General features: G+C 36.7%; 11 protein-coding genes and 1 pseudogene. 10 read left to right on the top strand and 2 right to left on the bottom strand.

From position 1 onward, the window contains the following. Positions 1-197: 197 nt before the first annotated feature. On the bottom strand, positions 198-764 hold the full coding sequence (locus FDK13_RS10890; protein ID WP_137340011.1) for a hypothetical protein: 567 nt from the start codon (positions 762-764) through the stop codon (positions 198-200). 470 nt (positions 765-1,234) lie between these two features. Between FDK13_RS10890 and FDK13_RS10885 the strand changes: the two genes are divergently transcribed. The 8 genes and pseudogenes from FDK13_RS10885 (at position 1,235) to rhuM (ending at position 9,107) form a co-directional block, all read left to right on the top strand. Then, positions 1,235-2,047: a hypothetical protein gene (locus FDK13_RS10885; protein ID WP_137340010.1), complete on the top strand. Its 813-nt coding sequence runs from the start codon at positions 1,235-1,237 to the stop codon at positions 2,045-2,047. A 303-nt stretch (positions 2,048-2,350) separates the two neighbouring features. Beyond that, a complete protein-coding gene (locus tag FDK13_RS10880; RefSeq protein ID WP_137340009.1) occupies positions 2,351-2,716 on the top strand; it encodes a BlaI/MecI/CopY family transcriptional regulator in 366 nt (121 codons plus the stop codon). Between the two features lie 11 nt (positions 2,717-2,727). Next, on the top strand, positions 2,728-4,986 hold the full coding sequence (locus FDK13_RS10875; RefSeq protein ID WP_137340008.1) for a M56 family metallopeptidase: 2,259 nt from the start codon (positions 2,728-2,730) through the stop codon (positions 4,984-4,986). A 316-nt stretch (positions 4,987-5,302) separates the two neighbouring features. Then, positions 5,303-6,492: pseudogene (locus FDK13_RS10870) on the top strand (IS3 family transposase). 4 nt (positions 6,493-6,496) lie between these two features. Next, entirely contained in the window at positions 6,497-6,784 is a 288-nt protein-coding gene (locus FDK13_RS10865) for a hypothetical protein (protein ID WP_137340007.1), read from the top strand. Between the two features lie 124 nt (positions 6,785-6,908). Then, entirely contained in the window at positions 6,909-7,421 is a 513-nt protein-coding gene (locus tag FDK13_RS10860) for a hypothetical protein (protein WP_137340006.1), read from the top strand. A 64-nt stretch (positions 7,422-7,485) separates the two neighbouring features. Beyond that, positions 7,486-8,166, top strand: coding sequence for a hypothetical protein (locus tag FDK13_RS10855; RefSeq protein ID WP_137340005.1), 681 nt, complete (start codon positions 7,486-7,488; stop codon positions 8,164-8,166). 683 nt (positions 8,167-8,849) lie between these two features. Beyond that, entirely contained in the window at positions 8,850-9,107 is a 258-nt protein-coding gene (gene rhuM, locus FDK13_RS10850; protein ID WP_229216004.1) for a RhuM family protein, read from the top strand. A 7-nt stretch (positions 9,108-9,114) separates the two neighbouring features. On the opposite strand, the gene FDK13_RS10845 is transcribed toward rhuM, so the two are convergent. Next, complete coding sequence (locus FDK13_RS10845; RefSeq protein WP_137340004.1) at positions 9,115-10,062, bottom strand: IS982 family transposase; 948 nt, start codon at positions 10,060-10,062, stop codon at positions 9,115-9,117. A gap of 367 nt (positions 10,063-10,429) precedes the next feature. Between FDK13_RS10845 and FDK13_RS36090 the strand changes: the two genes are divergently transcribed. Together FDK13_RS36090 and FDK13_RS10835 are read left to right on the top strand one after the other, a co-directional pair. Then, positions 10,430-10,795: a type II toxin-antitoxin system death-on-curing family toxin gene (locus tag FDK13_RS36090; protein WP_229216003.1), complete on the top strand. Its 366-nt coding sequence runs from the start codon at positions 10,430-10,432 to the stop codon at positions 10,793-10,795. A 437-nt stretch (positions 10,796-11,232) separates the two neighbouring features. Further along, positions 11,233-13,746, top strand: coding sequence for a hypothetical protein (locus FDK13_RS10835; protein WP_137340002.1), 2,514 nt, complete (start codon positions 11,233-11,235; stop codon positions 13,744-13,746). Positions 13,747-13,753: the final 7 nt, after the last annotated feature.

Below are 13,753 nucleotides of genomic sequence, written 5' to 3'. Positions count from 1 at the left end.
AACTGGTAAATAACAAGGTAATGGGGGCTCCTGTTCACTTAACCAGTGCTTTTTCGAACTCTTCAATTGCTTTTGGGTTGAAGTTCTAAATTTTCAGCAACGAGATGTGAAAACGTCAAAAATTCGGAAATAATCAGCTTAGTTCTGCAACAGCCACCACCGTTAAGAATAAAGCATATATGTATTTCATAATTTACTTAGCAACCGCCTTTGCGAGGGGCACGTTTATAAATTATTTTACTATCTCGTTCTACATAGTCGCCCGATACTATTGGATATGAATACTTGGGTGTGTGCGATACACTATGGCTTCTTATAATTATTTTGTCGTCAACTTTCAGGCTATGCAATTGCTGAAATTCATTGTTAAAGTTCAAAAAATTCTTGTCAGACTTTTCCGGCCCAAAACTAAGAATATAATCGTCACCATTAATCCTGACCATCACTCCGAAACCTAATCGTGAGCCTGGCGGAAGAGAAAGAGAGGTTACAACAGCCTCCATATTGGTAAAAGCACTTATATGCTTCCTTATTTTAGCTTCACCGGCATACACTTTTTTACCTTCGGGAGATGCTTCCCATTCTTTGTACTTTATACCATCAGGGGTAGCCTCCCATTTTTTCAATGCAGCTTTCCTTTCAGAAGCAGAGAGTGGCTTTGAGGTTGACTTTTTAGAAGCTTCATTTTTAATTTCACGATTAGCAAATACTAGTCCGCTTACCACAACCAGCGATAAGATTAGCGAATAAATTATTTTTTTCATATTTTTTGTAGGTTTAATTAAAATAAATCTATATCCTGATAAATCAGATCCGTTTAAGGCATTCTTTTTATTTTCCAGGATTTCGACAAAGCTAAAAGTTTCTATCCTGTCGTCTGTTAATGACCTGTAAAAGAATGTTAACGAAACGTAAAAGTAGCTTTTACAGACTGCTATGGATTTTGGCCTCTAAGTAGTTGGATATACTGTACAATAATGTTGCCTATACAACTGTCTTACAAAAACGCTAATTTCTTGATACTTTAGCTATTTCCAGTATTCACACAAAATCACCATTTTTATGGACTTTTAATACATTGTTTCTTCGACGTTAGTATGATAAATATTATTGATTTTGATAAACGGGGCTTTAATTAATAATATTAAAAGAATTTCCATCTTATAAAACATCTTTCAAGCTTATATATAATTATCTTATACATTTGTTACTTATTAAAGGATGTATACTGATCATGAGAAAATTTGTATTTACCACAATATTAGCTTTAATCACTTTTTCAGGCAGTGTTTGCACTGCTCAACCGGAGGCTTTAAGAGGAACTTGGATATCACCTGAGCAGGATGTAGTTGAAATTTTAAACACGGGTCTTGATTCAGCTAATTATCTTTCAAATAAATTATTGAAGGAAGAATCATTTAATTTATTTATTCTCGGGGATACATTAAGTTTTCAACAAATTTACACCAGCTCTTTTACACAACATAAAATTGAATACACTAATCGATACGATTTGAAAGTTGTAAGTGTCAATGATTCGATTCTAGTCATAATGCCAGTTTCTAATTTTTCAAAAGCGTATTTCCAGGAGCGATCTATTCTAGTGCTCAAAAAGATAGATTACCTTGTTGATAAAACGATAGTTTTTGAAAAACTAATTTATCATGCTTCTTCTGCTTGGGGTGGACCGACAATTGCTTTGCAGGTTGACAGCAGTAAAAATCTTTACATGGATTACAAAAATAATACTGGTGAGTCGAAGTATTTACAATCAGGTAATTATTCAGCCGTGTTGGATGTTGAAACGTATAATGAATTAATATACCATTTACAGAAAAGCAATTTGCGAATGTTGAAATTTTCAGATGTTAAAGGAAAGGATTCCCCCATTATAACTCTTATTGTTTATTTTAATGGAAAGCGAAAATATCTAAAATCTGTATCTCCACCCAGAATTTCAAAAAATCTTATAAAATTTATTAATTGGCGGTTGCGGAAATATGCAAAGTTAAAACCGACAGACGAAAAAATGGAAATAGAGCGATGAAAATATACTTTATACAAATATTTTTTTTAGATCTAACGATGGAACTGAATTCTACCAGAACCAGAAACCAGCCAAAGAAGTTAATAAAAACCTTGGTCAGTGAGACAGATCTATATTCTCAGCTGCCGATCTGATTTTCAGATATACCACCGTTTTTGCGGAATATATTTAACATGTTGTAAGATATCCAACTGGCTTTAATATTTTAGCCAAACATCCTTTTTTCTTCCGTAAATAAAATAATTCCTAATGAATTAGGAATACTCCTAATCGATTAGTAGTATTGAATAAAAAAAAGCTACTATGCAAAAATTAGGAAAAAGAGAAGAACAAATCATGCAGGTAGTCTGGCAACTCCAGCATGCCTTTATCAAGGATATCATTGAGCTGCTCCCCGCTCCCCAGCCGCACTACAACTCGGTCGCAACCATGGTCAAAATCCTAACGGATAAGGGTTTTTTAAGTGCTGAGAAAATAGGAAATACCTACCGGTATTCGCCGGTTGTAACCCTGGCCGAATACCGGCAGCAGGACGTGGCCACCATAAAACAAAAATACTTTGGTAACTCCCTGACTAAAATGATAACGCATTTTGCAAAGGAAGAAAACTTGTCCGATCAGGAATTAGACGAGCTGATACAAGTCATAAAATCGCAAAAATCATCTTAAACTCATTTGTCATGAACGAGTTTCTATACAAAGCTTCTATCATTGCGGGAGTCGCTTTTTTGTTTTATAAGGTCTTTCTCCAGCGGGAAAGCTTCTTTACCGCCAATCGAATTTACCTGATTGGCTGCCTTGTCCTGGCTTTTACCTTGCCCTTTGTGAGCTTGCCCTCGCTTATCAACCATCAAGGCTATTTGGCCACAGTGTTGCCGCAGAATAGCTCAACAGGAGAAAACAGTTCAAGGGTATATGCGAAGCAGTTGGCTGCGGAGAGTTCCGCTCAGGGTATTGCTGGCAAACCGCCGGTTGCTGCGTCAAAGTTGAATTATCAAGATCCGGCCTTGCTGCAAAAAACCAGCCAGCAGCCCGTTACAACAACAGGATACAGCTTTGCTTTTTGGCTTTTTACCTTTTATCTCTTTGGGGTGGCTGTTTTCAGCGGAAGCCTGTTAATCCAGCTGGGCATTATTCTGTACAGGATAAGACAATCTCCTGATAAAATTCAGGATGGGAACATCGTGATTGTAAATACGACGCAGCGGCAAGCACCTTGTTCTTTCTTCCACTATGTTTTCATCTACCCCGATGCTTACGATTTTGAAACCTATCAGCACATCATTTCCCACGAGAAAATACATGCCCGGCTTTACCACAGTCTTGATCTGCTGCTGGCAGAAATTGCCGCTATATTACTATGGTTCAGTCCCTTTATCAGGTTACTAAAAAAAGAAATAGAAAAGAATAACGAGTATCAAACAGATGCCTTTATGGTGGAGAAAGAGCATGTCGACAAACAACAATACCAACTGAATCTGCTTCAAATCGCCGTGCCGAACAGACCACTTTCCATTACAACTAATTATAATCAATCTGTACTTAAACAAAGAATTATGATGATGAACGCAAAAAGATCTACCCCTCATGCGTACTGGAAATACAGCTTTCTGGTACCTGTATTCTTTGGAACTCTGCTGCTGCTTAATAAACCCGCTTCCAGCCGGGAAATGTCCGGCAATAACACTCAAAAGAACTCTTTGCCGTTAGAATCCGCTGACCGGATACAAAAAGCAAATCCACAAAGTGAAAAACACCCCAATGGCAGCGATGAATCCAGGATTTGGAATTACCCGGATTCAAAAACCGATATATCATCCGGTTACTGGTACAGCCATCAAGACAAAGAGAATTATTGTCTGGAATTTAAAGGCAGCCAGGGTGTCTCTCAATGGAATATGAGTCGGTGTTTTGGGAAAAATAGTTTTAAAAAAACCGGAGATAATAGCTTTGTATTGACAAAAGATGCTGGTACGCTGCAATTAAACGGAAACCTGCAGGCCGAAGTAAGCCAGGGAAAATATACTTTCACGGAAAACAAAGATTTTGTAAACTACTTAGCTGCCAATAGTACGGCATCGCAGGAAAAGAACCTTGTTCTCTTTTTGTTCTTTGCGGATGTTAACAGGCAGTATGTAGAATTCTTAAAAAGTCAATATCAGACGTTCGACGGGCAGCGTTTGCTGGAAATTGCCATTCACGGCATCAGCCTGACCGAATACCAAGGGTATATTGCTTTATTTGAACAATATAGCCACAAAAAGCCTTCGATGTCCGAAATAATTGAAGCAAAAATACATGGCGTCGATCAGCAGTATGTGCAGGATATAGAAAAGATGGGCTTTCCAGGACTTAGCTTGAAGAAAATTATTGAGGCTAAAATTCATGGCATTGACCCTAGTTACGTACAACATTTAAAGGAAGCGGGCCTGGCCAACCTTTCCCTGGATAAAGTAATTGAGGCCAAGATCCATAATATCAACCCAAACTCAGTGAAGGAACTTAGGGCATTGGGCTTTGGAGATCTGACCCTTACTAAAATGATAGCGCTGAACATTCACGGAGTTACTGCGGCTTACATTCAGGAACTTCAATCGGCCGGCTTGAAAAATCTAACGCTTGACCAGACCCTGGAAGCAAAAATACATGGACTGGATGCTGGTTCAATCAAAGAGATCCGGGCTTTGGGATTTACAAATGTAAGCTTTGAGGAAATCAGAAATGCCCGGATTCATGGGGTGGATGCATCTTTCCTTAAAGGAATTAAAGAAGCGGGCTTACCGGATCTGACCATCGAAAAAGCAATAGAAGCTAAAATTCACGCTATCGATGGAGCGTTTATTCAGGAAGCTAAGAAAAAGGGATACGATTTTACCAGTATTGATAAATACATTTCACTCAAAATCCACAATCAGGCCATTGAATCATTAAAAGAATAAAGCAATATTTGGATGCATTGTAGCCAAATTAATTAACAGAAAAGGCTTTCTACCGGACTTCCCGCACTGGCCTTTTCTGTTAAATTCCTTATTATTAAATCCTAAATTGTGCCCGTAAGCATTTATAATGGCACCTGTTATTCAAAATAGGATTATTGGGCAACTACGATTGAAAAGGAATAAGTCTATTTTAAATTAGTAAATAAGTAAGATTTTGGATTTAGCTATCAGTCAGTTATGTCAAATACAAAAGAAGGTGGACATGGTACCTTTATGAGGACAAAGAGTTAAGGGAAACTTTTATAACTTAACACTTATGTCTGGAGAAAGAAGAGTATTTGACAAGGAGTTCAAACTAATGAGCGTTGAACTAAGCGGCCGCCGCCCGGTAATAATCGCACAGACCTTAGTGCAGTGGCAAAGGAACTGGATGTGCCACCAGCAATGCTATACCGCTGGCGCAGAGAATTTTCAGCAAAGCAAAATAGTAGTTTCCCCGGTAATGGAAAGGTGATTTTAAGCGAAACGGAACAAGAATTAGTTCGGCTAAGGAAAGAACTCCGCGACACACAACTTGAGCGCGATATATTAAAAAAAGCTGTCGGCATTTTCTCCAGGAACGATGGCAAATATTCGGGTTCATAAAAAGTCATCGGAGATTATTTCCCATTGAGAAAATGTGCCTTATTTTAAACGTAAGTAGAAGCAGGTTTTACACTTGGATGAAAAATGGATTATCGAATAAGTCCATTGAAAACCAGGTCCTTACGGAGAAAATAAGAGTTATTCATAGTAAAAGTAAACAAACTTACGGAAGCCCCGGAATCACTCACGAACTGATAAAACTGGATGTAAAAGTATCCCGTCCAAGGGTTGCCAGGCTGATGAAAAAGGCGCAAATAAGAAGTATTGTTAAGAGGAAATTCCGTGTCACAACAGATTCCGAGCACAAGTATCCGGTTGTTGAAAATAGGCTAAACAGAGAATTTAAGGTAGAAAAAATAGCCACTACCTGGGTATCAGACATCACCTACATTAAGACGACGCAAGGCTGGCTATATCTCACAATAATACTGGATTTAGCTGTTAGGAAAATAATTGGATGGGCCTTAAGTTCAACCATGAAAGCTATTGATACTGTGATACCTGCATGGGAAATGGCTCAAAAAAAAGAAAGATTTCAAGTGCGTTAATTTTCCATTCAGACAGAGGAATTCAATACGCTTGCAGCGAATTGAAAACTATTTTAGAGAAGAATCCTTTTGTAATCAGAAGTATGAGCCGAAAAGGAAATTGCTGGGACAATGCGGTTGCAGAAAGCTTTTTTAAGTCTTTGAAGACAGAATGCGTTTATCAGAATAAGTTTATTAATAAGAAAGAGGCTGCTGTTATTGTCTTTGAGTATATCGAAATTTGGTATAACAAAAAAGATTGCACTCTGCTCTTGGGTATGTATCTCCCAAAGAATTTGAAGAATTTTTAAACCAACAAAAAATTGCGGCTTAACTATGTGTCCTCTTTATTGTTGCAGTTCCAGAATGGTCAGTATTATATTTCAATAGGATTAAACTATAACGGCGCTAAAGCTGGCCCAACTACAACTTATGTTCAATGGCATCACAATGAAGTAGACACGTTTGTCGCCGAGTTTAAAATTACGAATGTTTCAACAAGTCTTATGGAATTGACATTCAACAATCAACTTAAATATACCAGCTCTATAAAAACGGTAGATTCTACTGCAACTTGGGGAGAAAAGGCATTTGGGAAGTTTTTTGAAGTAGTCAAATCGACATGAAATAAAACTGATTTAACCTTCTAGATTAGCAAGATCCAACCATTAGGTATGAAATTGAGTCATTGCTGTACATTAGAGATTGGAAGTCAAAAGAACTTAAAATTTAAACCTTAATTTGTTCGTGATGAAATACCCAAATTTTTATTTTTTAGCTATTGCTATCGCCTTATTTTCGGCTGGTTGCAAAAAAGACAATGTTGAGAATGATCTACTCTTAGGTGGCGTAACCATGGAACAATCTGTCGATATCCGTGTAACAAGTTCTAAAGGAGAAGATCTACTAGATCCTGCCAACAAAAACAAAATTACGGATTTCAAAGTTTATCATGGGACTGACAAAGAAAATGTACTTTTTAATCAACCTAATCTTGATGCCCCAAGTGGTTACTCGATTAAAAAGAATGAAAAAGAGAATTATTATTATCTACAGGTATTGTTGACTACCCCCTATTCCCAAGAACCTTCTGCAAAAACTACGACTTATTTAAAGATAGGTAGTTACGAATTAGACACGATACAGGCGTCCTACTTTTCAACAACACCAAGTATTAAATTAAGTAAAGTTTGGTTCAATAATAATATAACATGGGATGCTACAAGTAATACCCAGATGCTATTTGAAATAGTAAAACCTTGACCAGTGTGAAAGTTTAAACATTGCTTTTTTGGATGGATGCTTGTCTTCGATCTTAATAATAGTTATGAAGATATTTATTACACTATTTTTTATTGGAAATTCTGACTCATATAAGGTAAGAGCAATCCTGATTCTTTTTGCTTCATTATCTTATAATTACCAGCTGAAAGCGCAAAGCTATTTACTGGACAAATCAAAAAATGCTTCCTTTGTCTCAGCATCCATCGGAAGTGATGATTGGGCAGTTTATAAAACGGCAGCAATTGGATATTCAGTCAATGGAAGGTTTGACATGGTGTTGGCAGGTATATATGAAAGTGGATCGACCGCCAAAGCCTATACGATAACTCCTGCACTAAGCTACCTGGTAGTCAAGCAGGACAAACTTCCCTTGAGCATTGGATTGTTTGCCGGCTATGGTTTTAAAAACTTTAATCATACCAAGGATCTGAAAAATTATACTATCAAAACAGGGATTTCCTTGTATCATAAAATTAAAATCAGAAATAATGTGCTACTGATCCCCGGTTTATTTTGTGGTCAGGATTTTACAAAGACAAGGCTTGATGATTATACAAATAGATTTTCAACCCGTTCAGCCGGAATTCAAACCACTTTGTTAATAAAAAATTTTTCGATTACCCCTCAATTTTCATATACCCAGCTGAGAGGGTCACTTTTTACATTACAGGCAGGCCTGATCCTATTTAAAAGCGAATTTATTCAGCCAGTCAATGAGCTTTAATTGTTTATATTAATTCCGCTAAACGCAAATGCTCAGATAAATAGCATTAATATTATGGTTTAAAAATCATAATATATTAAAAATAAATACTTTATATACGATTTTCAAAGAATTTAGTTCTAAAAAAAGTTTAACGTCAAACATTTAACAAATGAGCAAACAATATGTTTTGTGTTGCATTATTGGCGTATTCCCATTGTCAATTAGTGCACAAAATTCAACTCTGGAATCATAAGACTTAAAGTTAAGTGAAACACAGAAAAAGATTTATGATAGTGATTCTTACAGAAAACTTGGTTTGAATTCTCTTTCTAATCAAGCTATTGTAAAGACACAAAATGCCGATACAAAATGTATTAGTAGTTGAAAATAAGATACTTAAATATGTAAAGGTACAAAACGAGTTTTAAGGCGTATTTTTCTCTTCATGTATTATCTGACATTTGGTCTAAAATATCTTCTTTCATTGAAGGTTTTTAGACTTAGTCATTCATGACAATGCTCCTACATCTCAAAAGTAATGCGATTTTATGTGTTATTTTTCAATGATCAACTTTATCTTAAATTTGAATTATTAAAATCTTTGGAATGGAGAATCAGATAGAAATTTATCAAAGTAACGACGGTGAAACTCAGTCAAAGTAAAATTTGAGCAAGACACAGTTTGGCTGAGTCAAAAGCAAATGTCCGACTTGTTCGATAAGGACAGTGATACGATCGGGTTACATTTAAAAAACATATTTAGTGAGGAAGAGCTGGAAGCAGCTTCAACTACCGAGGATTTCTCGGTAGTTCAACAGGAAGGAAAACGCCAGGTTAAAATAATAATAAAGTTCTATAATCTCGACGCCGTCATTTCCGTAGGATACCGGGTAAATTCAAAACGCGGTACTCAATTCCGTCAATGGGCAACCCAACGCCTAAAAGATTATTTAACCTGAATTCGGTTTAAGCAGCAGCTAGACAAAGTTGGTTTGTTTTAATTTCCTCAATATTGAGTGACGGTTTTTTTGGAAAAAAGCAATATGCAACAAGCGCACCTAAGATGTTCATTATGAAGTTATTTACGGATCTGTGTCGGGTGTGTTCGATCTGACACAGATTTTTTAATTCATCATTTATTGTTTCGATAATCGCTCTTTTTCTTAGTAATAGCCTGTCTTTCAGTTCCATAATATGTCCCTTCATGTTTTTCCTGACTTTTGTAATCAACTGCATTCCGTCAGCAAATAGCATTTCCCACAGCGCTTTTGAAAGATAGCCTTTGTCAGCATAGATTTTGCCAAAAAGTTGTTCAGTAAGTTTTTTAATATGTTTGGGATTGCGATCGTCCACATTGCCCTTAGTCAAATAAAAGGAAAGTAATTCTCCCTTTTCATTACAAACCAGATGTAACTTAAATCGCGCGGCGAACCGTCCATAGAACCAACCCATCGAAGACTTCCCTCTTTCGGCTAAATTTTTGAAAACCTTGTGGTTATGGATTCTCTGATTTCTGCAGACTTTCAGTGCGGCCGCCGCTGCGGTAGTGCTGTCCATAAAACTAATACCTGTACATTTACCTAAACCTTTCTCCTTCAAAAACATGGCCAGTACTACAAAATAGCGACTTTGAACCTCCACAAAGCGATTGTAAGACAAACTTTTAGGAAATAAATCTATCCAATGATCCTGTATTATCTGCTGATAATAATGTTTAAAAGTTTTGTGTGACCCTAAATGAAAACAGATTAAAATTGTTAGAATTTCAGAATCAGACATCGATAATGGCCTGTTTCTATATCGCTTTTCACCGTTGACCTGAACTTGCTTTAATTCCTTGATTCGTAGCTCAAATTCTTTGCAAAAATCATCTACGGTACAAAATATTTCGGTAACTTTATCCTTTGAAAACATGGAGATTTATTGGTTAAATATTTGAATATAAGATACTTAAATATACTAATATTTCTCCTGTTTTTATAATAATAGCAACTAAATTCTTATCCCGAATTCAGGTTATTTAATTCAAGGATATGCCATCAACGAAAAACGACTAGCCCAAAAACAGCAACAAGTACAAACCTTAAAAGACGGAATACGTATCCTAAGCCGGGCCATTGAAACCAAGATTGGAGATTCTGATACAGCATGGCTAGATCAATTTGCAAAAGGACTTGAATTATTAGATGATTACGATCATGAAAACCTTGACCAGAAAGGTAGGAATACACATCAAGCAACATATCCTGAACTATCGGCTTATCAAAATATTATTGAAGCCATGAGAAGTGATTTCGAATCTTCCGTTTTTGGCAAAGAAAAAGACGATAGCTTTCAAAGTTCCATTGCCCAGATCAGCAAAGGTTTCGGAGATATTGACTTTTACCCTTCAATTGAGGAAAAGGCCGCTACCCTACTCTATTTGATTATTAAGAATCATTCGTTTGTTGATGCTAACAAACGAATTGCGGCGGCTTGTTTCTTGCTGTTCCTGGAGGTGAATGGTTTATTGAAGTCGAAAGAGGGAGATTTCCTTATTAGTAATGAGGCGCTTGCTAGTTTGACACTTTTTGCGGCTGCTAGTAAACCGGAAGAGATGGATACGGTTAAGAAGTTGATTGTTAGTGTGCTGAATAGGGATCAATGAGTTGATATTTGTGAGAACTTAGATTAAAAATTTTCATGGTGCATCGCCAGCTTTTAAAATTGTGTGCTATTAAAATAAGCCATCTCCGAAAAACTTCTATTCACAAAACCCGTTTCGAGATCTAGTAAGTGAAATTTGATTTTGCAAACAACACCATGAAACAAAAATAGAACAAATTCCAGATTAAATGAAAATTGGTGAATATTTCATCTAATCTGGAATTTTCGCGAACACTCAGATTTACTAGGACGAGATGTTTATACAGAAAGATTTACCGTTTAATAAGTTTGCCTCTTTGGATTTATCATACGATAGAGATTCAATGAACTTATTAAGTAAATTACTAAACTTTAATGATTTTTTATCAAAAAAGCGAAACTGCATCCTTCATAGTTGCTTACGTTTTTTAAGTGCTTAACCCTCAAAATTCTTGATATATGTCTTTATCATTTTTTTACATAAAACAACATTATTGGAATAACAGTGCTGTCAGGATTTACCTTTCATTTCTTATCCTTACCAGCAGTTTCAACGACTGTGTTGCACAATTTGGCCCGGATGGACTTTTCACACCCACAGCAAGTTCATCTCTTTACAATCCAACTACACCCATTACATCGGTTCCAGTTTACCCAACTTACAAAGACGTTGAAGAATACAAGAAGCGTCTACTCATTAGGGTTAACGACGCTTTATATAATCTTGAGAATGACTCAATTGGTTTGAAGGAAATCTACACAACTATTTGGGGTGCTTCATTCTATAACGATTTATATAGCGAGCTAACAGGTCTAAAGGAATATTTAGTGAATGGCACAAATGCCAATGGAACTTACCAGTATGTTGTAAATCCGGTTGATATTTCCGGCTTTGCTAGCAAAGATATAATGATGATCTATCAAGAGCCTTTTGTGTCGTATAATGACTTTGTAAGAACTAATTTGCTAACGACAGATCTGCTTTCGGACCACCTGTTAAATCGGTACAATGGTGGTCTAGATACAGCAAGTTACAGTCCGACCGTGAAACTCAAGAATATGCACATGGATCTGGACTATCTGAAAGGTTGGCGAAAACTAGAAACATGGCTTGAAAATCTCAAATCAAACAGAGCAACGCTTTTGCTAGCTCAATCCAACATTTATTCATATGAACAAGTAAAGGTTGATGATATCCGTAGAAATCTAATTTCTACTGATCCATCAAGTATTGAACTGGTTGAATGGATTAAAAATAGCAGATTTATAAAGGATTGGTTGTGGTATACTGGCGGCATTCTCAACATTAACCCGCTTTTAGTAACAACTCAGGCAAACAAATATCCGAATCAGGAAAAAAACACTTTCTTAACACCCGAACAAAGATCTTTACTAGATTCATTGAGCAAATTGCCAGTTCTCAAAACATTTACAAATACCCAGATCGTGTTAAATAAAGTTTTGCTGCCAGTAAAACCAACGCTTGATGACAACGAATATTTTTTAGTGCAATACGATGCTAGGGGTTACATAAATACCTCCCCTTTATCAAACGAATTTTTCAATAAGAAAAAGCAGGTACGGGCAGTAGTATTTAACGTTGCCAAAGACAAAAAGGTAACCTTCTCAAGGTCAGAAGAAGATCTTGCCTTTGAGAGTCAGGCTACAACCGCACTTAACGCCGTGGCAGATCAAATTGGTGTAATTACCAGTTTAGGTGCTTCGAATATTGCAACTTTTTTAGCACTTCAAAAACGCCTGAATGCAACCGAATTAGGACCTGTTTTATTGAATGTTGGGTCTGCCAGTGTAACCCGGGCAAATACTCTTTCAAGAAAACCAGCCATTTCGTTCGATAATCCCGGAGGTAATCCCAACTTCAAGTCCGAAGAAAAGGGAAATCAGAAAGACACAAATATTACTCTCCCAAAGAACTGGTGGCAGCAGGGAAATCAATTACAACCTTTTAGTAAACCCCCACCGGATACATTGATGGTAATGCTCGTATCCAGGTCTATATCGATTAACATTAATGGTATCAAGGTCCCGCTTACAGGCACAAAAAGAAATGAAGATAAAAGGCGAATTTTGTGGGTGGCTCGTCCAAAGAAAAAAATGGATATTTTTAAAAAATCCTTGATTGGAGAGCGGATAGAAAAGTTTATTGATCTGGATCGCGATAATTTTTTGCGCTACGCTAGTAATCAAACTTTGAAAAAGGACGTAGAATCAATGCGTTTAAGATTTATAAGTTTCGTAGCGTTAATTGACGCACGTGAAAATGAACTGGCGGCTTTAATTGACTGTCTTGATAAGAAAATTAAAGAAGTAAGTGCTTATGTGAGCATCTATAATCGATCATTACCTCCCAAGAATTTAGCAGCATCTGTGGACACGAATTCGCTTTATAGCACTGAATTAATTTCTTTTCCCGTTCTTAAAGCACCCAAAACGCTTAAATATGTGCTAGTAGAAACAGACCAGAGTGGAAAGGGAATTGCAAGAATTGTTGATAAAAGGACTATTAAAATAATCAAGCCCTTGCGCGTTGACGTCAGCGTCGGTTTGGGCTACAATTTCCAGGAATATAACGTTAGTCATAGCAATGATCCGGGATTACCCAGTTCAGCGTCAGGAGATCGACTACAGTTTGTGGCAGGTCTGCATTGGTACCTTTTCCAACCCCTTAACAAATTACATGATAAACCGTTTAAAAATTTAGGGGAACGAATATCTATCTATGGAGGACTAAGTATTAAAAATGCACTCGACAATTATTACATTGGTCTTTCATACGATTTCGTGCCCGGCATCCGGGGTATTCTTGCCGGTCACTTCTATAAAAACGAGCGTTTCAAAATTGTGAATAATACCGTCGCAGACAAAGCAACAGGTGTGGACTTCGCAGGTCTGTTGCTAAGTCTCAATTTGGAACCTGTAACCATTGGTAAAGCGATCGGACTTTTTAAATGACTTTCCC

The organism is Dyadobacter frigoris (assembly GCF_005280585.1).
GTDB classification, from domain to species: Bacteria; Bacteroidota; Bacteroidia; order Cytophagales; family Spirosomataceae; genus Dyadobacter; species Dyadobacter frigoris.
The sequence above is the reverse complement of the archived record's forward strand: the minus strand, read 5'-3'. Positions and strand labels throughout refer to the sequence as shown.

Bases quoted from the DNA above. Each gene is read 5' to 3' on its own strand.
- FDK13_RS10890 (WP_137340011.1), bottom strand. From the start codon at position 764: ATGAAAAAAATAATTTATTCGCTAATCTTATCGCTGGTTGTGGTAAGC.
- FDK13_RS10885 (WP_137340010.1), top strand. From the start codon at position 1,235: ATGAGAAAATTTGTATTTACCACAATATTAGCTTTAATCACTTTTTCA.
- FDK13_RS10880 (WP_137340009.1), top strand. From the start codon at position 2,351: ATGCAAAAATTAGGAAAAAGAGAAGAACAAATCATGCAGGTAGTCTGG.
- FDK13_RS10875 (WP_137340008.1), top strand. From the start codon at position 2,728: ATGAACGAGTTTCTATACAAAGCTTCTATCATTGCGGGAGTCGCTTTT.
- FDK13_RS10860 (WP_137340006.1), top strand. From the start codon at position 6,909: ATGAAATACCCAAATTTTTATTTTTTAGCTATTGCTATCGCCTTATTT.
- FDK13_RS10855 (WP_137340005.1), top strand. From the start codon at position 7,486: ATGAAGATATTTATTACACTATTTTTTATTGGAAATTCTGACTCATAT.
- rhuM (WP_229216004.1), top strand. From the start codon at position 8,850: ATGTCCGACTTGTTCGATAAGGACAGTGATACGATCGGGTTACATTTA.
- FDK13_RS10845 (WP_137340004.1), bottom strand. From the start codon at position 10,062: ATGTTTTCAAAGGATAAAGTTACCGAAATATTTTGTACCGTAGATGAT.
- FDK13_RS36090 (WP_229216003.1), top strand. From the start codon at position 10,430: ATGAGAAGTGATTTCGAATCTTCCGTTTTTGGCAAAGAAAAAGACGAT.
- FDK13_RS10835 (WP_137340002.1), top strand. From the start codon at position 11,233: ATGTCTTTATCATTTTTTTACATAAAACAACATTATTGGAATAACAGT.